The 21,754-nt window shown below is 61.2% G+C and carries 17 protein-coding genes; 5 read left to right on the forward strand and 12 right to left on the reverse strand.

The window, feature by feature from the left end:
- Positions 1-22: 22 nt before the first annotated feature.
- The 5 genes from QMX86_RS16690 to QMX86_RS16710 all read right to left on the reverse strand — a co-directional run bounded on the left by QMX86_RS16690 (position 23) and on the right by QMX86_RS16710 (position 6,871).
- Complete coding sequence (locus QMX86_RS16690; protein WP_282385046.1) at positions 23-3,040, reverse strand: sarcosine oxidase subunit alpha; 3,018 nt, start codon at positions 3,038-3,040, stop codon at positions 23-25.
- Positions 3,037-3,366: a sarcosine oxidase subunit delta gene (locus QMX86_RS16695; RefSeq protein WP_016772830.1), complete on the reverse strand. Its 330-nt coding sequence runs from the start codon at positions 3,364-3,366 to the stop codon at positions 3,037-3,039. Before QMX86_RS16695 ends, QMX86_RS16690 begins: the two co-directional genes overlap by 4 nt.
- 14 nt (positions 3,367-3,380) lie before the next feature.
- Positions 3,381-4,631: a sarcosine oxidase subunit beta gene (locus tag QMX86_RS16700; RefSeq protein ID WP_016772829.1), complete on the reverse strand. Its 1,251-nt coding sequence runs from the start codon at positions 4,629-4,631 to the stop codon at positions 3,381-3,383.
- Positions 4,632-4,652: 21 nt separating this feature from the next.
- Positions 4,653-5,906, reverse strand: coding sequence for a serine hydroxymethyltransferase (gene glyA / locus QMX86_RS16705; protein ID WP_122705670.1), 1,254 nt, complete (start codon positions 5,904-5,906; stop codon positions 4,653-4,655).
- Between the two features lie 257 nt (positions 5,907-6,163).
- Positions 6,164-6,871, reverse strand: coding sequence for a TraX family protein (locus QMX86_RS16710; protein ID WP_282385045.1), 708 nt, complete (start codon positions 6,869-6,871; stop codon positions 6,164-6,166).
- Between the two features lie 126 nt (positions 6,872-6,997).
- Here QMX86_RS16710 and QMX86_RS16715 point away from each other — a divergent pair, with 126 nt between their 5' ends.
- Both QMX86_RS16715 and QMX86_RS16720 read left to right on the forward strand, forming a co-directional pair.
- Entirely contained in the window at positions 6,998-8,038 is a 1,041-nt protein-coding gene (locus QMX86_RS16715; protein ID WP_016772826.1) for a low specificity L-threonine aldolase, read from the forward strand.
- Positions 8,039-8,506: 468 nt separating this feature from the next.
- Positions 8,507-9,040, forward strand: coding sequence for a transposase (locus QMX86_RS16720; protein WP_071173852.1), 534 nt, complete (start codon positions 8,507-8,509; stop codon positions 9,038-9,040).
- A 63-nt stretch (positions 9,041-9,103) separates the two neighbouring features.
- On the opposite strand, the gene gbcB is transcribed toward QMX86_RS16720, so the two are convergent.
- Positions 9,104-10,204, reverse strand: coding sequence for a glycine-betaine demethylase subunit GbcB (gbcB, locus tag QMX86_RS16725; RefSeq protein ID WP_016772824.1), 1,101 nt, complete (start codon positions 10,202-10,204; stop codon positions 9,104-9,106).
- A gap of 296 nt (positions 10,205-10,500) precedes the next feature.
- Between gbcB and gbcA the strand changes: the two genes are divergently transcribed.
- The gene (gbcA, locus tag QMX86_RS16730) at positions 10,501-11,796 is read left to right on the forward strand and encodes a glycine-betaine demethylase subunit GbcA (RefSeq protein ID WP_016772823.1); all 1,296 of its coding nucleotides are present in this window, start codon (positions 10,501-10,503) and stop codon (positions 11,794-11,796) included.
- Positions 11,797-12,731: 935 nt separating this feature from the next.
- Here the strand turns inward: gbcA and QMX86_RS16735 are convergent.
- From QMX86_RS16735 to QMX86_RS16760, 6 genes are all read right to left on the reverse strand, one after another.
- On the reverse strand, positions 12,732-13,502 hold the full coding sequence (locus QMX86_RS16735; RefSeq protein ID WP_024014592.1) for an electron transfer flavoprotein subunit beta: 771 nt from the start codon (positions 13,500-13,502) through the stop codon (positions 12,732-12,734).
- 9 nt (positions 13,503-13,511) lie between these two features.
- On the reverse strand, positions 13,512-14,732 hold the full coding sequence (locus tag QMX86_RS16740; RefSeq protein ID WP_041476754.1) for an electron transfer flavoprotein subunit alpha/FixB family protein: 1,221 nt from the start codon (positions 14,730-14,732) through the stop codon (positions 13,512-13,514).
- Complete coding sequence (gene dgcB, locus QMX86_RS16745; protein WP_073476463.1) at positions 14,732-16,681, reverse strand: dimethylglycine demethylation protein DgcB; 1,950 nt, start codon at positions 16,679-16,681, stop codon at positions 14,732-14,734. Before dgcB ends, QMX86_RS16740 begins: the two co-directional genes overlap by 1 nt.
- 160 nt (positions 16,682-16,841) lie before the next feature.
- Positions 16,842-18,902: a dimethylglycine demethylation protein DgcA gene (gene dgcA / locus QMX86_RS16750; RefSeq protein ID WP_041476756.1), complete on the reverse strand. Its 2,061-nt coding sequence runs from the start codon at positions 18,900-18,902 to the stop codon at positions 16,842-16,844.
- A gap of 15 nt (positions 18,903-18,917) precedes the next feature.
- Positions 18,918-19,448 carry a 4-vinyl reductase gene (locus QMX86_RS16755; protein WP_282385037.1) on the reverse strand — a complete coding sequence of 177 codons (531 nt, stop codon included), beginning with the start codon at positions 19,446-19,448 and terminating at the stop codon, positions 18,918-18,920.
- A gap of 78 nt (positions 19,449-19,526) precedes the next feature.
- On the reverse strand, positions 19,527-20,504 hold the full coding sequence (locus QMX86_RS16760) for a dipeptidase (RefSeq protein ID WP_016772817.1): 978 nt from the start codon (positions 20,502-20,504) through the stop codon (positions 19,527-19,529).
- A 231-nt stretch (positions 20,505-20,735) separates the two neighbouring features.
- Here QMX86_RS16760 and QMX86_RS16765 point away from each other — a divergent pair, with 231 nt between their 5' ends.
- Both QMX86_RS16765 and QMX86_RS16770 read left to right on the forward strand, forming a co-directional pair.
- Entirely contained in the window at positions 20,736-21,137 is a 402-nt protein-coding gene (locus QMX86_RS16765; protein WP_024014598.1) for a lysozyme inhibitor LprI family protein, read from the forward strand.
- Between the two features lie 47 nt (positions 21,138-21,184).
- The gene (locus QMX86_RS16770; protein WP_016772815.1) at positions 21,185-21,601 is read left to right on the forward strand and encodes a DUF3010 family protein; all 417 of its coding nucleotides are present in this window, start codon (positions 21,185-21,187) and stop codon (positions 21,599-21,601) included.
- The last annotated feature ends 153 nt before the right edge of the window (positions 21,602-21,754 follow it).

A 21,754-nucleotide genomic window follows, 5' to 3' on the forward strand; every position in this document is an offset into this window, starting at 1 on the left:
CAGAGCGTGGGAACGATCAGTGTCAGATGTTCTGCCGCTCACCCTTCGGATCGAAGAACACCGAAGACACGATTTCCGCTTCGATCACGCTGCCATCGGCCAGCGGTGCGAACACCCGCTCGCCCATGCGCTTGAGACCGCCCTTGACCACACCCATGGCAAACGAATAACCGAGAGAGTTGTGCGCGTAGCTGGAGGTCACGTGGCCGACCATGGTCATCGGGATCGCCTGCTTGGTGTTGAACACCAGCTGCGCACCTTCCGGCAGCCACTTGGTCGGGTCGATCGGCTTGAGGCCCACCAGTTGCTTGCGCTGGTCTTTCACGCAATCTTCGCGGTTCATGCCGCGCTGGCCGATCCACGAGAACGGTTTGGTGCGACCGACACACCAGCCCATGTTCAGGTCATCCGGGGTCATCGAGCCGTCGGTGTCCTGGCCGACGATGATGAAGCCCTTCTCGGCCCGCAGCACGTGCATGGTTTCGGTGCCGTACGGCGTCAGGTTGTACTGCTTGCCGGCCTCGACGATTTTCACCAGCACGCCCATCGCGTAGTCGGCCTGCACGTTGACTTCGTACGACAGCTCACCGGTGAACGAGATACGGAACACCCGCGCCGGCACATCGCCGACCAGACCTTCTTTCCAGGTCATGAACGGGAACGCTTCGTTGCTCAGATCGATGTCGGTCACGGCGCTGAGCAGCTTGCGGCTGTTCGGCCCGGACAGGGTCATGGTCGCCCAGTGATCGGTGACCGACGTGAAGTACACCTTCAGGTCCGGCCATTCGGTCTGGTGGTACAGCTCCAGCCACTGCAGTACGCGCGCGGCGCCGCCGGTGGTGGTGGTCATGACGAAATGGTTGTCGGCCAGACACGCGGTCACACCGTCGTCGAAGACCATGCCGTCTTCCTTGCACATCAGACCGTAGCGAGCCTTGCCCACGTCGAGCTTGGTCCAGGCGTTGGTGTACACGCGGTTGAGGAACTCGCGGGCATCCGGGCCTTGGATGTCGATCTTGCCGAGGGTCGAGGCATCGAGCAGGCCGACGCTGTCGCGCACGGCTTTGCATTCGCGCTTGACCGCCGCGTGCAGGTCTTCACCGTTTTTCGGGAAGTACCAGGGACGCTTCCACTGACCGACGTCTTCAAACTCGGCGCCGTTCTTCACATGCCAGGCATGCAGCGCGGTGTAGCGCACCGGTTCGAAGATGTGCCCGCAATGCCGACCGGCCACGGCGCCGAAGGTCACCGGCGTGTAGTTCGGACGGAACATGGTGGTGCCCATCTGCGGGATGGTCACGTTCAGCGAACGGGCGGCAATGGCCAGACCGTTGACGTTGCCGAGCTTGCCCTGATCGGTGCCGAAGCCCAGCGCGGTGTAGCGTTTGACGTGCTCGACCGACTCGAAACCTTCACGGGTCGCCAATTCGATGCCACCGGCGGTGACGTCGTTCTGGAAGTCGACGAATTGCTTCGGTGCACGCGCCGAGTTTTTCTCGTGCGGCACCTGGAACAGCGCCAGGGTCGGCTCTTCGAGACGGCTCAGGGCTTTCGGCAACACGCCTTCGACGGTCTGGAAACCGGCTTCGGCAGCAGCGCGCACGCCACCTTCAAAACCGTCGGCCAGCGAATCGCCGAGCGCGTAGACGCCATTGATGCCACCGACGCATACGCGCTTCTGCGGTGCTTCGCCCGGTACGAAACCGAGAATGTCTTCGCGCCACACTGGTTTGCCACCGAGGTGCGAAGCCAAATGAACCACCGGGCTGTAACCGCCGGAGCTGGCCACCAGATCGCAGTCGAGCCATTCGCCCGGACTGGTCACGGCGTGGGCCTTTACGTCAATCGCGGCGACGCGTGCAGCGGTCACTCGCTTGCTGCCACGCACCTCGATGACGGCGCTGCCGGTGAGGATGCGAATGCCTTTGGCGCGCGCTTCTTCGACCAATGCACCGCGCGGATTGCTGCGTGCATCAGCGATGGCGACCACTTGCAGACTGGCATCGAGCCAATCGAGAGCGACACGATAGGCGTGATCATTGTTGGTCGACAGCACGAGTTTTTTGCCCGGCGCTACGCCATAACGACGCACGTAAGTCGACACCGCACCAGCGAGCATGTTGCCCGGCACGTCGTTGTTGCCGTAGACCAGCGGACGCTCGTGGGCGCCGGTCGCCAGCACCACGCGCTTGGCGCGGACACGGTGGATGCGCTGACGCACCTGACCGATCGGCGCGCGGTCACCGAGGTGATCGGTGAGGCGTTCGTGAATGGTCAGGAAGTTGTGGTCGTGGTAGCCGTTGACCGTGGCGCGCGGCAACAGCAGCACGTCCGGAGTGTTCTTCAATTCAGCGATGACGCTGGCAACCCATTCCATCGCCGGTTTGCCGTCGAGGCTTTCGCGGGAATCAAGCAGGCTGCCACCGAACTCTTCCTGCTCATCGGCCAGAATCACGCGGGCACCGCTGCGCGCAGCGGCCAGGGCGGCGGCGAGGCCGGCCGGGCCGGCACCGACGATCAGTACGTCGCAGTGCTGGTTCATGTAGTCGTAGGTGTCCGGATCGTTCTCGGTCGGCGAACGGCCGAGGCCGGCAGCCTTGCGGATGTACTTCTCGTAAGTCATCCAGAACGATTGCGGGTACATGAAGGTTTTGTAGTAGAAACCCGGCGGCATCAGCTTGCCGCCGACCTTGCCGAGAATCCCCATCATGTCGTTGTTGACGCTCGGCCAGCCATTGGTGCTGGTGGCGACCAGGCCCTGATACAACGCCTGTTGCGTGGCGCGCACGTTGGGAATCTGCGTGGCTTCGGTGGCACCGATCTGCAGCACCGCGTTCGGCTCTTCGGAACCAGCCGCGAAGATGCCGCGAGGGCGCGAATACTTGAAGCTGCGGCCGATGATGTCGACGCCGTTGGCGATCAGTGCGGCGGCCAGCGAGTCGCCTTCATAGCCTTTGTAGGTCTGGCCGTTGAAGGTGAAGCTCAGCACTTTGTTGCGGTCGATCCGTCCACCGTTGGACAGGCGATTGGTCTGGCTCATACCTTCTCTCCCAGCGCCGTCGTGGCTGTTTTCGCAGTGCCAGCCTTGTCGGTGAATTGCGGCTTCTCGCCGATCTTGTAGCTCTCGAGAATCTCGTAGGTCACGGTATCGCGAGTGACGTTGAAGTACTGGCGGCAACCGGCAACGTGGTCCCACAACTCATGGTGCAGACCGCGCGGGTTATCGCGAAAGAACATGTAGTCGCCCCACTCTTCATCGGTGCAGGCGTTCGGATCCAGCGGACGCGGGATGTGCGCCTGACCGGATGCGTGGAATTCCTCTTCAGAGCGCAGTTCGCCGCAGTGAGGACAGAAGATATGCAACATGGGGATTTCTCCTGTTAGTGGGCAACCGCAGCAGCGCCGTGTTCATCGATCAACGCACCGTTGTGGAAACGGTCGATGGAGAAAGGTGCAGCCAATGGGTGCATTTCACCCTTGGCCAGACTCGCGGCAAACACGTTGCCCGAGCCGGGTGTGGCCTTGAAGCCACCGGTGCCCCAACCGCAGTTGAAGAACATGTTCGGTACCGGCGTCTTGGAAATGATCGGACAGGCATCCGGAGTGGTGTCGACGATGCCGCCCCACTGGCGGTTCATGCGCACGCGGGACAACACCGGGAACATCTCGACGATGGCCTGAATGGTGTGTTCGATCACCGGGTACGAACCACGCTGGCCGTAGCCGTTGTAACCGTCGATACCGGCGCCGATCACCAGGTCGCCCTTGTCGGACTGGCTGATGTAACCGTGTACGGCGTTGGACATGATCACGCTGTCGATAATCGGTTTGATCGGCTCGGACACCAGCGCTTGCAGCGGGTGGGATTCGATCGGCAGGCGGAAACCGGCAAGCTTGGCCATGTGCCCGGAGTTACCGGCCGTCACCACGCCGACGCGCTTGGCGCCGATGAAACCCTTGTTGGTTTCGACGCCGATGCACACGCCGTTTTCCTTGCGGAAACCGATCACTTCGGTCTGCTGGATCAGGTCCACGCCCAAGGCATCGGCGGCACGCGCGAAGCCCCACGCCACGGCATCGTGACGGGCGACGCCGCCGCGACGCTGCACGGTGGCGCCCATGATCGGGTAGCGAGTGTTTTTCGAGCAGTCCAGGTACGGAATTTCGTCCGCAACCTGCTTGGCGTCGAGCAGTTCGCCGTCGACGCCGTTGAGGCGGTTGGCGCTGACCCGACGCTCGGAATCACGGATGTCTTGCAGGGTGTGGCACAGGTTGTAAACGCCGCGCTGGGAGAACATCACGTTGTAGTTGAGATCCTGCGACAGGCCTTCCCACAATTTCATCGCGTGTTCGTAGAGGTGCGCCGACTCGTCCCACAGGTAGTTGGAGCGCACGATGGTGGTGTTGCGCGCGGTGTTACCGCCGCCCAGCCAGCCTTTCTCGACCACGGCGACATTGGTGATGCCGTGCTCCTTGGCCAGATAGTAGGCCGTCGCCAGGCCGTGCCCGCCGCCGCCGACGATGACCACGTCGTAGACTTTTTTCGGGGTGGGCGTGCGCCACATGCGCTGCCAGTTTTCGTGGTGGCTGAGCGAGTGTTTGAACAGGCCGAAGCCGGAATAGCGTTGCATAGTCATTACTCCAAAACCGACTCAGCGATAAACCGGGAAGTCTGCGCACAGGGCCGAGACCTGCTGGGCGACATTGGCCTCGACATCGGCGTCGCCGAGGTTGTCGAGGATGTCGCAGATCCAGCCGGCGAGGGTTTCGCACTGGCTGACCTTGAAGCCGCGCGTGGTCACCGCCGGGGTGCCGATGCGCAGGCCCGAGGTCACGAACGGCGACTGCGGGTCGTTCGGCACGGCATTCTTGTTCACCGTGATGTGCGCACGGCCCAGCGCGGCATCGGCGTCCTTGCCGGTCAGGCCCTGACGAATCAGGCTGACCAGGAACAGATGGTTGTCGGTGCCGCCGGAGACCACATCGTAGCCACGCTTGATGAACACGCTGGCCATCGCCTGGGCGTTTTCGATCACTTGTTGCTGATAAGCCTTGAAGCCAGGCTCCAGCGCTTCCTTGAAGCACACCGCCTTACCGGCGATGACGTGCATCAGCGGACCGCCCTGGGCGCCGGGGAAAACGGCCGCGTTGAGCTTCTTCTCGATCTCTTCGTTGGACTTGGCCAGGATCAGCCCGCCACGCGGACCGCGCAGGGTCTTGTGCGTGGTGGTGGTGACCACATCGGCGTACGGCAGCGGGTTCGGGTACAGGCCGGCAGCGACCAGACCGGCGACGTGAGCCATGTCGACGAACAGCAGCGCACCGACCTTGTCGGCGATTTGGCGGAAGCGCGGGAAATCCAGAGTCTTCGAGTAAGCGGAGAAACCGGCAACGATCATTTTCGGTTTGCACTCGACGGCCAGACGCTCGACTTCGTCGTAGTCGATCAGTCCGGTGTCGGTGTTGATGCCGTACTGCACGGCGTTGTAGAGCTTGCCCGAGGACGACACTTTCGCGCCGTGGGTCAGGTGACCGCCGTGGGCCAGGCTCATGCCGAGGATAGTGTCACCCGGCTGGATCAGCGCCAGATACACGGCGCTGTTGGCCGAGGAGCCGGAGTGCGGCTGGACGTTGGCGTAATCGGCGCCGAACAGTTGCTTGGCGCGTTCGATGGCCAGCGCCTCAACCTTGTCCACATGCTCGCAGCCACCGTAGTAGCGCTTGCCCGGATAGCCTTCGGCGTATTTGTTGGTCAGGCCGCTGCCCTGCGCCTGCATGACGCGCTTGCTGGTGTAGTTCTCCGACGCGATCAGCTCGATGTGATCTTCCTGACGTTGCTCCTCGGCATTCATCGCCGCCAGCAGTGCATCGTCGTAACCCTGGATCTGGTCTTGCTTGCTGAACATCGCGTCTCTCCCAGCGGCATCTGTGCGCCATTCGTCTCGGTAAGGCACTGGCAATCGCAGCGGTGCCCTTTGATGCGATGGTATGACCGGCACAGACAGCTCAAATGCCTGCGGACGCCACGCAAAGGTGCGTTTACGACATGGCTGGAAATGACCCGAAGAATGCACTCCCCCTGTAGGAGCTGCCGAAGGCTGCGATCTTTTGACTTTGACTTTGAAGATCAACGGATCGCAGCCTTCGGCAGCTCCCACAGGGGTCAGGCGATGATTTGGCGGATGGCAAGCAGCAGGAGGAAATGCGCGGGATACAGCGCATACGCCCAGCGCCGCATCGGTGGAGGCCGGACATGTCGCCCATGTCGCAACAAGAACATTCCGAGCATCGGCGCAAACACACACGTCGCCAGGCCGAGAATCGCCACGCTGCTGCCGAAGCGCGCCGATTCGAGCAACACCTGCCATTGGTTCGCCGCCAGACACACCAGCCCCGGCAACAGGCTGAACCAGGGTCGGCGGAACACCAGCAGCATCGCCAACGGCAACAATACACCGAAGAAACCGAACATCAGTCGTTCTGCAAAAACCGCCGCAACCACCAGCGCGGCCAGCGCGAGCAACCGTGGCACCGACGCTGAGTCCTGCCAGCCGCGCGCCACCAGCAAGCCCAGCGCCAGCGTCGGCATCACGTTGAACGTGTCAGGGTCGGGGATATAAAAGCGATAAGGGATTTCGCTGATTGCACTGAACAGCAACAGCCAGCCCAGATAGCGCCATTCCATTTTGCGCGAACCGTCTCGTGCCAGATTCGCCGCCATCGCCAGGCAAAACCATGGAAACGCCAATCGCCCGGGCACATACAACCAATCGGCGGAGAAGCCGACATATCGCAGGTGATCGAGCAACATGCTCAGCAACGCCAGCCATTTGAGCAGATCCAGGGCGCCGTCGCGTTGGCTCAGGTGCATAATCGGCCCATAAACTGGTAATTTTCCCCACCCGACATCGCATGTGCTCCCCGGAAGATCTTCGGTAAAGTGCGCATCCTCATTGACCACGAGCCTTCACAAGAGTCTCGATTACGGAAGCCGGCCATGACCGACAAGAGCCAACAATTCGCCAGCGACAACTATTCCGGTATCTGCCCGGAAGCCTGGGCTGCCATGGAACAGGCCAACCACGGCCACCAGCGCGCTTACGGCGACGATGAATGGACCGCCCGCGCGGCGGATCATTTCCGCAAACTGTTCGAAACCGACTGCGAAGTGTTCTTCGCCTTCAACGGCACCGCCGCCAACTCGCTGGCCCTGTCGTCGCTGTGCCAGAGTTACCACAGCGTGATCTGCTCGGAAACCGCCCACGTCGAAACCGACGAATGCGGCGCTCCGGAATTCTTCTCCAACGGCTCGAAGCTGCTGATCGCCGGCACTGAAAACGGCAAGATCACCCCGCAATCGATCCGCGAAGTCGCGCTCAAGCGTCAGGACATCCACTACCCGAAACCGCGCGTGGTAACCCTGACTCAAGCCACCGAAGTCGGTAGCGTCTACACCCCGGAAGAAGTCCGCGCCATCAGCGCAACCTGCAAAGAGCTGGGCCTGCACCTGCATATGGACGGCGCGCGGTTCTCCAACGCCTGCGCATTCCTCGGCTGCTCGCCCGCCGACCTGACCTGGAAGGCCGGCGTTGATGTGCTGTGCTTCGGCGGCACCAAGAACGGCATGGCGGTGGGTGAAGCGATCCTGTTCTTCAACCACAAACTGGCCGAAGACTTCGACTACCGCTGCAAGCAGGCCGGGCAACTGGCGTCGAAGATGCGCTTTTTGTCGGCACCGTGGGTCGGCATTCTGGAAAACGACGCCTGGCTCAAATACGCACGCCACGCCAACCACTGCGCGCAACTGCTGGCAGAACTGGTCAGCGACATTCCCGGCGTCGAACTGATGTTCCCGGTGCAGGCCAACGGCGTGTTCCTGCAACTGTCGGAGCCGGCCATCGCTGCGTTGACTGCAAAGAACTGGCGCTTCTACACCTTCATCGGCAAGGGCGGCGCACGTTTCATGTGCTCCTGGGACACCGAAGAAGAGCGCGTGCGCGAACTGGCGCGCGATATTCGCGAGGTCATGTCGGCCTGATCCCGCCCATGATCATTCCCACGCTCCGCGTGGGAATGTCTCCCGAGACGCTCCGCGTTCCAGCCTCACCATTATCGACAAGGTCAAGACCGCTATGACGCGGAGCGTCAGTGGCTGCATTCCCACGCAGAGCGTGGGAACGATCTTTATCTCCACATCTGCCCCACCCTGATCGTTCCCACGCTCCGCGTGGTAACGCCTCCAGGGACGCTCCGCGTTCCAGCCTCACCATTATCGACAAGGTCAAGACCGCTATGACGCGGAGCGTCAGTGGCTGCATTCCCACGCAGAGCGTGGGAACGATCTTTGGACCGTAATGACTTTTCCCACCGTGGTACCAGAAGCCTCTTCTAGCGCAATTATGTCGCCCGCCCCATTCTGATCGTTCCCACGCTCCGCGTGGTAATGCATCTCGGGACGCTCCGCGTTCCATCTCCGTCGCACCGCAAGATTCAAGGATCGAATCCCATGGGCCGCAGCCGCTATACGATTACCGAAGCCGACAAACCGCATTTCCTGACCTGCACCGTGATGGAGTGGTTGCCGCTGTTCATCCGCCCGTACATCGTTGAGCACCTGCTCAACTGCTGGCGATATCAACAGGCTCATCATGACTTGAAGCTATACGGCTACGTGATTTTGGAAAACCACCTGCACTTCGTCGCCCAAGCACCCGATCTGAGCAAATGCCTCAGCCAGTTCAAGTCCTTCACCGCGCGACAAATCATCAATGACTTGCAAACAAAAGGCGCCGACAAAGCCTTGCAGCGCCTGCGCTTCAGCAAACGCGCGCATAAGCAGGACCGGGTGTATCAACTGTGGCAAGAAGGCACGCACGCGGAGATGGTCTACAGCGAATCGGTGATGCGTCAGAAGCTTGAATATATCCACAACAACCCGGTGAAACGCGGGTATGTGGATTTACCGGAGCATTGGCGTTACTCGAGTGCCAGGGACTACGCAGGAACTGAGGGAATGATCGAGATTCAGCGCTGGTATTGAAATGGGACGCGGAGCGTCCCGGGCGGCATTCCCACGCGGAGCGTGGGAACGATCATAAAAGCCTCAGAACTCAATCCGCACATCCCCCTTCGGCACGCTGCAGCACGACAGGATAAATCCTTCCGCCTCGTCATCCTCGGTAATCCCGCCGTTGTGCTCCATCTCCACTTCGCCGCCCAGTTTCATCACCTTGCACGTTCCGCAGATACCCATGCCGCAGGCTTTCGGGATCATCAGACCGAGCTTGGCGGCGGCTGCGTGGACGGTTTCGCCCGGGCCGACGCGAATGCTTTTGCCAGAGGCGGTGAATTCGACCTGATGCAGATCCGCGGCGTCGATTTCCGGTGCATCGGCGGCTTGTTCGGCCTGTTCCACCGCGTCGGCGCGGGCCTCGGGTGGCGTGGCGCCGAAGGATTCTTCGTGATAGCGCGACATGTCGTAGCCGGCCGCTTCCAGCAGGCGTTTGACCGCGGTCATGTACGGCGTCGGGCCGCAGCAGAACACTTCGCGTTCGAGGAAGTCCGGAACCATAAGTTCGAGCATCTTGTGGTTCAGGTAACCGCGATAACCGGCCCATGGCTCACCGAGGCCGTGTTTTTCGCAGATCAGGTGCAGGCTGAAGTTGTCGATCCGCGACGCCATGTGCTCAAGCTCGCGGTGGTAAATGATGTCTTTCGGCGAGCGCGCGCTGTGCACGAACGTCATGTCGACGTTGGCGTTGGTGTCGTAGAACCAGCGCGCCATCGACATGCACGGGGTGATGCCGACGCCGCCGCTCAAATACAGAACCTTCGGGCTCGGGAAGTCGATCGCGTTGAACAGCCCGACCGGGCCGTGCACCGCCAGCTCCTGACCTTCATGCAAAGTGTCGTGCAACCAGTTGGAGACCTTGCCACCTGGCACGCGCTTGATCGTGACCGAGAAGCTGTACGGCACCGACGGCGAGCTGGAGATGGTGTAGGAGCGCATGATCGGCTGGCCTTCGATTTCCAGCTCCAGGGTGACGAACTGCCCCGGCTTGAAGAAGAACAGGATCGGCTGGTCGGCCATAAAGCAGAAGGTGCGCACATCCCAGGTTTCCTGGATGACTTTGACGCAACGGACAATGTGTCGGCCATTGGCCCAGGTCTGGGTGGTGACCGGATTCAGGAAGCTGTTGGACATGCTGTTCTCCACGGCCGACTGTCGGCCTCTTGTCGGCGATTCTGCGTATAGCGCAGACCGTGCGTTTACCTATCCGCGACATTGACATACTTATCGCGACCAGCCCTTGAACACCGGGGCTTGCGCGTCGGGAACAGATTGCGCCATGTCGCGCATGGATAAGGTTCCCCCCAGCGCCGGCCCCACACTCGCCCCAACACAAGACGACTTCTTTACACCTTGCGTAGCAACCGTTTTGCAGCACACCTGATCAGCCACTTTCGCCGGCCACGCAGAGGGCCATGAGGATTACATCGATGGACGTCACCGCAAAAATCAGCCTGGGCGATCCGCTGGAACCCGCACGCAAGGCCACCGCACAAATGCTCCAGGAGCGCGAGCGCACCTTTTCCCTGCCGCAACCGTTCTACAGCGACGAGCGCCTGTTCGATATCGATATGCAGGAGATCTTCCAGAAGGAATGGTTGATCGCTGGCATGACCTGCGAGATCCCGGCCAAGGGCAACTACCTGACCCTGCAGGTCGGTAAGAACCCGATCATCGTCATTCGTGGCGCCGAGGGCGTGGTGCACGCGTTCCACAACGTCTGCCGCCACCGTGGCTCGCGCCTGTGCACCAGTGAAAAAGGCAAAGTCGCCAAACTGGTCTGCCATTACCACCAGTGGACTTACGAACTGGACGGTCGCCTGCTCTTTGCCGGCACCGAGATGGGCGCCGACTTCGACATGAAGCAATACGGCCTCAAACCGGTGAACGTGAAAACCGCTGGCGGCTACATTTTCATAAGCCTGGCGGAGAACCCGCCGGCCATCGATGACTTCCTGTCGACGCTCAACCATTACATGGAACCGTACGACATGGAGAACACCAAGGTGGCGATCACCACCACCTTGATGGAAAAGGCCAACTGGAAACTGGTGCTGGAAAATAACCGCGAGTGCTACCACTGCAACGCGTCGCACCCGGAACTGTTGAAAACCCTGCTGGAATGGGACGACGTCACCGACCCGCGCGCCGATCAGGCATTCAAGGATCACGTCGCCGCTTCCGCCGCTGCCTGGGAAGCGGAAAAGATCCCTTACGCTCACGCCAGTTTCGGCTTGCGCAACCGTATCGTGCGCATGCCGCTGCTCAAGGGCACCGTGTCGATGACCCTCGACGGCAAACAGGGCTGCGCGAAACTGATGGGCCGGATCAAGAACCCGGACCTGGGCTCGATGCGCATCCTGCACCTGCCGCATTCGTGGAACCACTGCATGGGCGATCACATCATCGTCTTCACCGTGTGGCCGATCAGCGCTCAGGAAACCATGGTCACCACCAAGTGGCTGGTGCACAAGGATGCGGTGGAAGGTGTCGATTACGACGTCGAGCGCATGCGCCAGGTGTGGGACGCGACCAACGATCAGGACCGCCGTCTGGCTGAGGAAAACCAGCGCGGGATCAACTCCACCGCTTACCAGCCGGGGCCTTACTCGAAGACCTATGAATTCGGCGTGGTCAACTTCGTCGATTGGTACAGCGAGCGGATGTTGAACAACCTCGGGGCAGAGCCTGCGCCTTACCTTAAAGGTGTACCGGTTCAGGGCTGATCAGAAGCAAAAGATCGCAGCCTGCGGCGGCTCCTACAGGTGGAATGCATTCCCCTGTGGGAGCGAGCCTGCTCGCGAAGGCGTCCTGACCCACGCTACATCTTTCAGTTGATCAATTTCCGACCAATCACCCCCGCCCCCATACCCACCAAGCCCTCCAGCCTTCCGCAAACAAGTTATCCACATACCCGCCCACAGCAAATGGGGGTAACTGTGGATGAGTCAAAAAATATCTTGCTGATTTGCAAATAAAAACCGTGACTTATGCTGAATCGCAGTTTCTCAAAACAATTGATCGTTTTTTGATCAACGCCATGCAGACCACGGTTTCAAAGGCCTCCAGCGGGTAGCGAACACGTTATCCACAGAAGCGCCAACAGAGATCGGGGACAACTTTCAATCTTCTGTGGAAAACACCTATGACTGGGGAAAACCCGTTCGACTTAACAGCTCTCGGCGCCCGGGGATCACATTTGATCAATAATTGATCAAGCCAATGGAAGCCACGGTCCATATGGCCTACAGCTGATAGCGAACATCTTATCCACAGAAGCGCCAACAGAGATTGGGGGCAACTTCTCGATTTATACCGAGGGAAAAGCCCGAGAAATCCGTGAGTTACGCTGATCGTTTTTTGATCTTATGGCTGGAAGGCTTGAATGGCGTGGGATGCGCGGAAGGGCGAACACGTTATCCACAGCTTCGCCAACAGGGAATGTGGGTAAGCCGCTTCCCCTCACCCCAACCCTATCCCAGAGGGAGAGGGGGCCGAGGCCGACCGCGTCGACTAGTGAGGTTACATCGACCTGAAACATTGTATTGATCTCAGGCTTGGCCAGACCAAGGCCACCGCCATGTCGCAGGTCGGTGTACTTGGCCAATTCGCCGCGGTAGGTCCCCTCTCCCTCTGGGAGAGGGCTAGGGTGAGGGGCTTTTCAGCGGACAACGCCTTCTTCAATCAGCAACTTCAGAATCGCTTCAGCCCCAGCCTGTGCGGTGACGCCTTTGAGCACCTGCCCCCCGCCGCCACTGGCCTTGGCCGTCGCAGCCTTCATCCGGTCGGCGCCGCTCTTGGCCTTGATCACCTTCAAGCGCTTGGGCCGTGGCTTGGCCGGTTGCAGCGTGGCGACGGCCAACAATTGGTCCTCCACCACTTCAACGTCATCGGCGGCCAATTCGCCCCGTCGTGCCGGGCCATACGCGCTCTGCCGAGGCTTCGGCGCGGCGTTATCCACAGTGGCCAGAAACGGCAGTTTGACCTTCAAGCGGCGTCGCTGCCCGCGCGGCAACGCTTGCAGGACCAGCGCCGACCCGTCATTGATCGATTCGACCTGCGCCAGGCCCACCACCAGCGGCCAGCCCAGACCTTCGGCCAGCAGGAACGGCAACATCCCCGAACCCTCACCGGTTTCCGCCTGACTGCCGGTCAGCACCACTTGCGCACCGGCATCGCGCAGGTACGCGGTCAGCGCCGGCAAGGCATCGGCGCCAGCGGGTTGTTCCAGCACATGCAGCTGTTCCAGGCCCATGCCCAGATAGGCACGCAGGGCCGGTTCGGCAACATCACCGGCGTGCAGCACTTGCAGGTTATCCCCAGCCAGTTGCAGGCCCAGTTCCACCGCGCGCGCATCCTGATCGGCGCGCCGTGGCCGACCCGAAGTAGGGTGAGCACCGATTGAAACCAGACTGATAACGTTCGTGTTCATAGGGTTTCCTTAAGCCGCATCGCGCTTGGCTTCGTTGCGGTAAGCCGCGACCGCTTCGATCAACGCTTGCAGAATCTCTGCGCTTTCGCCGATCACCGAAAGGTCGGCACGCTTGATCATGTCGCAACCAGGATCGAGGTTGATCGCCACCACCTTGTCGCAAGCGCCAATGCCTTGCAGGTGCTGGATCGCGCCGGAGATACCCACCGCCACATAAACCCGCGCAGTGACCCAGGTGCCGGACGCGCCGACCTGGCGATCCCGGGCCATGAAGCCGTCGTCCACCGCAACCCGCGAAGCGCCTTCGGTGGCGCCGAGGGCTGCGGCGGTTTCGTGGAACAACTGCCAGTCCTTCACACCATTACCGCCGGAGAAGATGAACTCGGCTTCGGCCATCGGAATCGCTGCCGGATCCACCGCCACGGCACCAAGATCTTCGATTCGCGACAAGCTGCGCGCGACGCTTGTGGATAACTCCACTGGCAACGCTTCGTGACGGGTTTCGCTGACCGGCTCCGCGCATTCGGCAGCGGCGAGAATCAACCGCGCCACCGGACGCGCCAGATCTTGCAATCCGGCCCCGGCGCGGCCGATGCACTCCTGATCCTTGACCTGCCAGACCCGCGTGGCCGGACGTTCGCCCAGTGCAGCAGCAAAGCGCCGGCCGAGTTCGCCGCCACCGCTGCGGCTGTCCGGCAGCAACCAGTGACGCGGGTTGAATTGGTTATCCACAGCGCGCAAGCCCTGCACCCGTTGTTCCGGTGCATAACCGCTGAATTCATCGCCTTCGAGCAGCAACAGGCGATCGACGCCAGCAGTTTCGAAAGCGCTTTCCTTGTGTTCGCCGAACACCACAGCAAGCACCGCACCATCGCTGCCGGCCAGTTGGTGAGCGAGGCCGAGCAGATCGCGGTCGTGGCTGCTCAGGCGACCGCCGACCATATCCGGCACCACGCTGATGTAGAACGCCGGGGCCGGTACCTGATGCAGCGGCAACTGCACTTCAACAGCAGCCGAGCGTTTGACCGCCCCACCCTGCTGCGCGCCGCTGCGGTCAATGCGTTTGATGCCGTTGGGGCCGATAAAACCCATGCCGTGCAGATTCTTGCGGATGACGCCATTGGGCCCCATCCAGCTGTGCTGCGCCGGTTGCATCGCCGCGTGCAGCGGGTGCAAACGGTTACGGGCAATCCATTCGGCGCGCGGGTCGCGGCGGATAATGTCGCTCATCAGTGCACCTCCGCAGGTTCACGTTTGGCCGGGGTGGCAGGCTTGCTTGGCGCGGCGTCTTCGAGCAGCGCGTCGGCCACCAGTTCGGCGATGTCCTTGATCAGCGGACGCGGTTCGACCACGCCTTCGAGCATCGCCGTGCACTGTGGACAACCCACCGCCACCAGTTCGGCGCCGGTTTCGCGGATGTCTTCCATGCGCATGTCGGGGATGCGCTGCTTGCCCGGAATGTCAGTGATCGGCGCGCCGCCACCACCGCCGCAGCAGCGTGAGCGGAAGCCGGACCGTTGCATCTCTTTGACTTCAATGCCGAGGGCTCGCAGCACTTCACGCGGCGCTTCGTACTCGCCGTTGTAGCGGCCCAGGTAGCACGGATCGTGATAGGTCACGCTGTTGCCTTTGTGCTGACCGAGGTTGAGCGCGCCGGCCTGAATGATCTCGGCCATGTAGGTGCTGTGGTGCTGTACCAGGTAGTTGCCATCGAAGGCGCCGTACTCGTTTTTCAGCACATGGAAACTGTGCGGATCGCAGGTGACGATGCGGTTGAAGCTGTATTTGGCCAAAGTCTGGATGTTGCGCTTGGCCAGCAACTGGAACGTCGCTTCGTCGCCGAGACGCCGCGCCACATCGCCGCTGTCACGTTCTTCAAGGCCGAGCACGGCGAAGTCGATGTTTGCCGCTTTCAGCACTTTGACAAACGCGCGCAGGGTGCGCTGGTTGCGCATGTCGAAGGCTCCGTCGCCGACCCAGAACAGCACGTCGGTGGATTTCTTTTCGCTGAGCAGATTGAGGTTCAGATCCGCCGCCCAGTTCATCCGCCCGCCCGGGGCGAAACCGCCAGGGTTGTCGGTTGCAATAAGGTTCTCAAGAACTTCGGCACCCTTGTTCGGCGTCGCGCCTTTTTCCAGGGTCAGATGCCGGCGCATGTCGACGATCGCATCGACGTGCTCGATCATCATCGGGCACTCCTCGACGCAGGCACGGCAGGTGGTGCACGACCACAGGGTTTCGGCGTCGACCAGACCGTTGACGATCGGTTGGTGCGGATTGCCGCCATGCTCGCCGATCGGTTTGCCCGGATACGGGCTGCCGGCGAACTTCGCGTCAGTGCCGCCGGCGAGGCCGACGACCATGTCCTGAATCAGTTTTTTCGGGTTCAGCGGCTGGCCGGCGGCGAAGGCCGGGCACGCTGCTTCGCACTTGCCGCACTGCACGCAGGCGTCGAAACCGAGCAACTGGTTCCAAGTGAAATCCTTGGGTTTTTCTACGCCCAGCGGCGCATCGGGATTGTTCAGGTCCAGCGGTTTCAAACCGGTCGAGCGTCCGCCGCCAAAACGTTCCGGGCGACGGTGCCAGGCCAGGTGCAGCGCACCGGCAAAGGCGTGTTTCATCGGCCCGCCCCAGGTCATGCCGAAGAACAGTTCCGACACGCCCCACAGCACGCCAACACCGAGGATGGCGGCGAGCACCCAGCCGCCGAAGTTTTCCGGCAGGATCCCCGCCACCGGCAGGGTCACCAGGAAAAACGACGCGGAGAAGGCCAGCAGGCTTTTCGGCAGGCGCATCCACGGGCCTTTCGACAGACGCGCAGGCGGATTGACCCGGCGCAGGTACATGAAGATCGCGCCGACGAACATCACCGCCGACATCAGCAGCAAGGCGTAGCCAAGGATGCGGTTATGCAGGCCGAAACCGTGCACCAGAATGGCCAGCACAATCGACGCCACCGCACCGCCCGCCGTGGCAACGTGTGTGTTGGCAATGTATTTGTCCCGCGCGACGACGTGGTGCAGGTCGACCATGTAGCGCTTGGGCATGGCCAGCAGACCGCCGAGCAGATCGACCTTCGCCGCCCGCCCCCGGCGCCACATGTTCATCCGCCGCAACGCGCCGAGGACCGCAAGGCCCAGGGCTGCGAACAACAGGATTGGAAGAAGGGTGTTCAACATGGTGAAGCTCCCACCAGACAGCCTGGAGAAACACGGCGTTCGATGATCGTTCCCACGCTCTGCGTGGGAATGAATCCCGTGACGCTCTGCGTCACAAAGGACGCGGAGCGTCCCTGGCTGCATTCCCACGCGGAGCGTGGGAACGATCAGTTAACGTGTCTTAGAAATCCTTGCAGAGTCGCAGGGCGTCATAGATCGCGGCGTGGGTATTACGCTGCGCCACGCAGTCGCCGATGCGGAACAGCAAGTAGCCGTCGCCCGCTTCGCTCAGCGAAGGTTGCGGCTGGATCGCGAACAGCGCTTCGACGTCGATCTGGCCCTTGTTGCGCGAGCCGTCCTTGAGGGCGTAGTAGATTTCCTCGTCCGGGCGCACGCCGTTTTCGACGACCACCTGATCGACCACCCGCTCCTCTTTCGCGCCGGTGTATTCGTTCTCCAGCACCGCGATCAGCTTGTCGCCTTCGCGGTAGACCTTCTCCAGCATCATGTCGCCGGTCATGATCACTTCTTTCGGGTACATGCTGCGGTAGTAGGTCGGGAACGACGTGCCGCCGATAGCCACGCCCGGTTTGATGTCGTCGGTGACGATCTCGACCTGGCTGCCCTTGTCGGCGAGGAAGTCGGCGACCGACATGCCGGTGAACTCGCAAATGGTGTCGTAGACCAGCACGTTCTTGCCCGGCGCAACTTTGCCGTCGAGCACGTCCCAGCTGCTGACCACCAGCCCTTCGGCCGCGCCCCAGTGCTCGTTCTGCTCAAGGTACGGATGACCGCCGACCGCCAGTACCACCACATCCGGACGCAGGTCCATGATGGTGTCGGCATCCGCCGCCGTGCCCAGGCGCAGATCGACTTTCAGCCGCGCCAGTTCCAGCTGGAACCAGCGGGTGATGCCGGCGATCTGGTCACGCTGCGGTGCTTTCGATGCGGTGGTGATCTGCCCGCCGATGAAGTCTTTTTTCTCGAACAGCGTGACGTCGTGGCCACGCTCGGCAGCCACGCGTGCTGCTTCCATCCCGGCCGGGCCGGCACCGACGATCACCACCTTGCGTTTCGGCCCGGTGGATTTCTCGATGATGTGCGGCACGCCCATGTATTCACGGGAGGTCGCGGCGTTCTGGATGCACAGCACGTCCAGCCCCTGATACTGACGGTCGATGCAATAGTTGGCGCCGACGCACTGCTTGATCTGGTCAATCTGGCCCATCTTGATCTTGGCGATCAGGTGCGGGTCGGCGATGTGCGCGCGGGTCATGCCGACCATGTCGACGTAACCGCCCTCAAGAATGCGCGTAGCCTGGTTCGGGTCCTTGATGTTCTGCGCGTGCAACACCGGCACCTTGACCACTTCCTTGATCCCGGCAGCCAGATGCAGGAACGGCTCCGGTGGATAACTCATGTTCGGAATGACGTTGGCCAGGGTGTTGTGCGTGTCGCAACCCGAGCCGACCACGCCGATGAAATCGAGCATGCCGGTGTCGTCGTAATACTTGGCGATCTGCTTCATGTCCTCGTGGGACAAGCCGTCCGGGTGGAACTCGTCACCGCACAGGCGCATGCCCACGCAGAAGTCGTCACCGACCTCGGCGCGCACGGCTTTCAGGACTTCCAGGCCGAACTTCATCCGCCCTTCGAAGCTGCCGCCCCATTCATCGGTACGCTTGTTGACGCGCGGGCTCCAGAACTGGTCGATCATGTGCTGGTGCACGGCCGACAGTTCGACGCCATCGAGGCCACCAGCCTTGGCCCGGCGCGCAGCCTGGGCGTAGTTGCCGATCACTCGCCAGATCTCTTCCGGCTCGATGGTTTTGCAAGTGGCGCGGTGCACCGGTTCACGGATGCCCGACGGCGACATCAAGGTCGGCCAGTTGAAACCGTCCCAGCGCGAGCGACGGCCCATGTGGGTAATCTGGATCATGATCTTGGCGCCATGCTTGTGCATGGCGTCGGCCAGATTCTGGAAGTGCGGAATGATCCGGTCGGTGGACAGATTGACCGAACTCCACCATTCCTGCGGGCTGTCGATCGCCACCACGGACGAACCGCCACAGATCGCCAGGCCGATACCGCCCTTGGCTTTCTCTTCGTAGTATTTGACGTAGCGGTCGGTGGTCATGCCACCGTCAGTCGCGTAGACCTCGGCGTGCGCGGTGCTGAGCACGCGGTTGCGGATGGTCAGTTTGCCGATCTGGATCGGCTGGAACATTGCTTCGAAAGCCATGGCACGGTCCTCGGCTTACAACGGCTTGACGATGAACAGGCCGTCATCGTGGCCCTCTTCGGAGCCTCCGTAGACTTGTTCGGCCACAGTACGGATCTTGCTGCCACGGGCTTCGAGAATCTGGTCCATGGCGCCGGCGAACCAGCCGGTGAACATGTAATCGACCTTGCGCCCGACCTTGCCGTAGACATAGACGAATGCCGAGTGCTCGAGCTTGACGCTGGCGGTGCCGTTGTCGAGGTCGATGTCCTGAATCTTGAACAGGCCCCAGCCGCGCTGCGACAGGCGCTTCATGTAGTGCTCGAACACCGCGACGCCCTCCAGGCCGTGGCATTCGGCTTCCTTTTCACACCAGTGCCAGGCGGATTTGTAGCCGGCCTTGTAGAGGATCTCGGCATAGGCTTCAGCGCCGAGCACTTCCTCGATGCCCATGTGGTTGTTGACGAAAAAGTGACGCGGCACATACAGCATTGGCAGGGCGTCGGAGGTCCAGACACCGGTCTCGCTGTCGACTTCGATAGGCAATTGCGGGGCGATCTTGGCCATGGAAACTTAACTCCAGAAAATTTTGTGTGTTGCCCCCGGCTCGGATGGCCGGGGGAAAGGATTCAGAAGTGCGGCGGCTTATTCGCCCCAGACGTCTTTCAGGACGCTTACCCAGTTCTCGCCCATGATCTTGCGCACCACGCGCTCGGAATGGCCGCGCTTGAGCAGGGTTTCGGTGAGGTTGGGGAATTCGCCGACGGTGCGGATGCCCAGCGGGTTGATGATCTTGCCGAAGCTGGTCAGGCGGCGGGCGTAACCCTTGTCGTGGGTCAGGTATTCGAAGAAGTCCTGGCCGTGACCCTGAGTGAAATCGGTGCCGATACCGATGGCGTCTTCGCCAACGATGTTCATGGTGTATTCGATCGCTTCGGCGTAATCGTCGATGGTCGAATCGATGCCCTTGGCGAGGAACGGCGCGAACATGGTCACGCCGACGAAACCGCCGTGGTCGGCAATGAACTTCAGCTCGGCATCGGACTTGTTGCGCGGGTGCTCTTTGAGACCCGACGGCAGGCAGTGCGAGTAGCAGACCGGTTTTTTCGATTCGAGAATGACTTCTTCGGAGGTCTTGGAACCGACGTGGGACAGGTCGCACATGACGCCGACGCGGTTCATCTCGGCAACGATCTCGCGACCGAAACCTGACAGGCCGCCATCACGCTCGTAGCACCCGGTGCCGACCAGATTCTGGGTGTTGTAGCACATCTGCACGATGCCAACGCCGAGCTGCTTGAACACCTCGACGTAGCCGATCTGGTCTTCGAAAGCGTGGGCATTCTGGAAGCCGAAGAGGATGCCGGTCTTGCCCTGCTCCTTGGCGCGACGGATGTCGGCGGTGGTGCGCACAGGCATCACCAGGTCGCTGTTTTCGCGGATCAGTTTCTGGCTGGCAGCAATGTTGTTCACGGTCGCCTGAAAGCCTTCCCACACCGACACAGTGCAGTTGGCCGCCGTCAGACCGCCCTTGCGCATGTCTTCGAACAGCTCGCGGTTCCATTTGGCAATGATCAGACCGTCGATAACGATGCTGTCGGCGTGTAATTCGGCTGGGCTCATCAGGCGTCCCCTTATTGGCGATTCATGCGCCGAATCGTCTGCCGGCGCTTTGGGGCCAGCATATGCCTCGGTGCCGGGGCGACCGGGTGCAAAAACGACAGGGGAATTGCCGAAAGCGTCAATCCGCGACAAAGGGTCGTCAGCCGCCCTCCTCGGCTGGCTGTTCAAGCCCGCGCGCTTGCGCCAGAATCTGCCGCAGCCTGCACCTACCAACGGATTAGAGCGACCCCAATGAAATCGATCTTCCTCGCCCTGGCACTGATTGCGACCGGCGCCCACGCCGCCGAAGAATCCGAGAACAACCCGTGCGACGCGGTGGAAAACGACATCCAGACCCTGGAATGCTCCGCCTACAGCCGCAGCACCGCCGAAGACCTGCTCAAAGACAACTACGCCAGCCTCAACGAACGCATGCAGGCCGCCTACGGCAAGAACCCGACGCAACTGGCCGACATCACCGCCAAACTGAAAACCGCCCAGCAACAATGGTTGAAGACGCGGGATGCGGATTGCGCGGTGGAAGCGTTCCCGGCAACGGCGGGGAGCAAGGCGTTCACCATTGCGCAAAATGATTGTGTCGCGCGGATGAGTGATGAACGGTCGGAGTTTTTGGAGTCGATCGGGCAGGAGTGAGTGTTTGAGCTGTAAGCTGAACCTCTTAAGCCAGTCTAAGGATTCCCATGAACATCTGCGGCATTGAAATCAAAGGCAGCGAAGCGATCATCGCCGTGGCGGCGCTCGATGGTTCGACGTTGAGCCACGTCCCTCTCGCCACGAAGAAGATTGCTCTGGATGACGATGACGAGGCGGCGAACGTGCGGCGGTTTGCGGCGCAGGTGGCGTCGTTTGTGCGGGAAAATTCGGTGGACCGGATCGCGATCAAAAAGCGCAGCAAAAAGGGCGAGTTTGCCGGTGGGCCGACGACGTTCAAGATCGAGGGCGTGTTTCAGTTGCTTGATGGTTGTGAGGTGACACTGCTGTCGCCCCAGACGATCAATGCCCAGGCCAAGAAGCACAATTTCGAGCTGCCGGGGACGTTGAACAAGTATCAGCATGAGGCTTACAAGGCGGCGTGTTCGGCGTTGGTGAAGAAATAGCCCTCTCTCAGACGCCGAAAATTAATGTGGGAGCGAGCCTGCTCGCGAATGCAATGTGTCAGGCAACATCAGTGTTGGATGACAGCCCGCTTTCGCGAGCAGGCTCGCTCCCCCATTGCTTTCATGCAAGCCCATTCACGCCTGCGCGGTACG

Source organism: Pseudomonas sp. PS01270 (assembly GCF_029959775.1).
Classification (GTDB): Bacteria; Pseudomonadota; Gammaproteobacteria; order Pseudomonadales; family Pseudomonadaceae; genus Aquipseudomonas; species Aquipseudomonas atacamensis.

Coding starts and splice junctions, on each gene's coding strand:
- QMX86_RS16690 (WP_282385046.1), bottom strand. CDS start 3,040: ATGAGCCAGACCAATCGCCTGTCCAACGGTGGACGGATCGACCGCAAC.
- QMX86_RS16695 (WP_016772830.1), bottom strand. CDS start 3,366: ATGTTGCATATCTTCTGTCCTCACTGCGGCGAACTGCGCTCTGAAGAG.
- QMX86_RS16700 (WP_016772829.1), bottom strand. CDS start 4,631: ATGCAACGCTATTCCGGCTTCGGCCTGTTCAAACACTCGCTCAGCCAC.
- glyA (WP_122705670.1), bottom strand. CDS start 5,906: ATGTTCAGCAAGCAAGACCAGATCCAGGGTTACGACGATGCACTGCTG.
- QMX86_RS16710 (WP_282385045.1), bottom strand. CDS start 6,871: ATGCACCTGAGCCAACGCGACGGCGCCCTGGATCTGCTCAAATGGCTG.
- QMX86_RS16715 (WP_016772826.1), top strand. CDS start 6,998: ATGACCGACAAGAGCCAACAATTCGCCAGCGACAACTATTCCGGTATC.
- QMX86_RS16720 (WP_071173852.1), top strand. CDS start 8,507: ATGGGCCGCAGCCGCTATACGATTACCGAAGCCGACAAACCGCATTTC.
- gbcB (WP_016772824.1), bottom strand. CDS start 10,204: ATGTCCAACAGCTTCCTGAATCCGGTCACCACCCAGACCTGGGCCAAT.
- gbcA (WP_016772823.1), top strand. CDS start 10,501: ATGGACGTCACCGCAAAAATCAGCCTGGGCGATCCGCTGGAACCCGCA.
- QMX86_RS16735 (WP_024014592.1), bottom strand. CDS start 13,502: ATGAACACGAACGTTATCAGTCTGGTTTCAATCGGTGCTCACCCTACT.
- QMX86_RS16740 (WP_041476754.1), bottom strand. CDS start 14,732: ATGAGCGACATTATCCGCCGCGACCCGCGCGCCGAATGGATTGCCCGT.
- dgcB (WP_073476463.1), bottom strand. CDS start 16,681: ATGTTGAACACCCTTCTTCCAATCCTGTTGTTCGCAGCCCTGGGCCTT.
- dgcA (WP_041476756.1), bottom strand. CDS start 18,902: ATGGCTTTCGAAGCAATGTTCCAGCCGATCCAGATCGGCAAACTGACC.
- QMX86_RS16755 (WP_282385037.1), bottom strand. CDS start 19,448: ATGGCCAAGATCGCCCCGCAATTGCCTATCGAAGTCGACAGCGAGACC.
- QMX86_RS16760 (WP_016772817.1), bottom strand. CDS start 20,504: ATGAGCCCAGCCGAATTACACGCCGACAGCATCGTTATCGACGGTCTG.
- QMX86_RS16765 (WP_024014598.1), top strand. CDS start 20,736: ATGAAATCGATCTTCCTCGCCCTGGCACTGATTGCGACCGGCGCCCAC.
- QMX86_RS16770 (WP_016772815.1), top strand. CDS start 21,185: ATGAACATCTGCGGCATTGAAATCAAAGGCAGCGAAGCGATCATCGCC.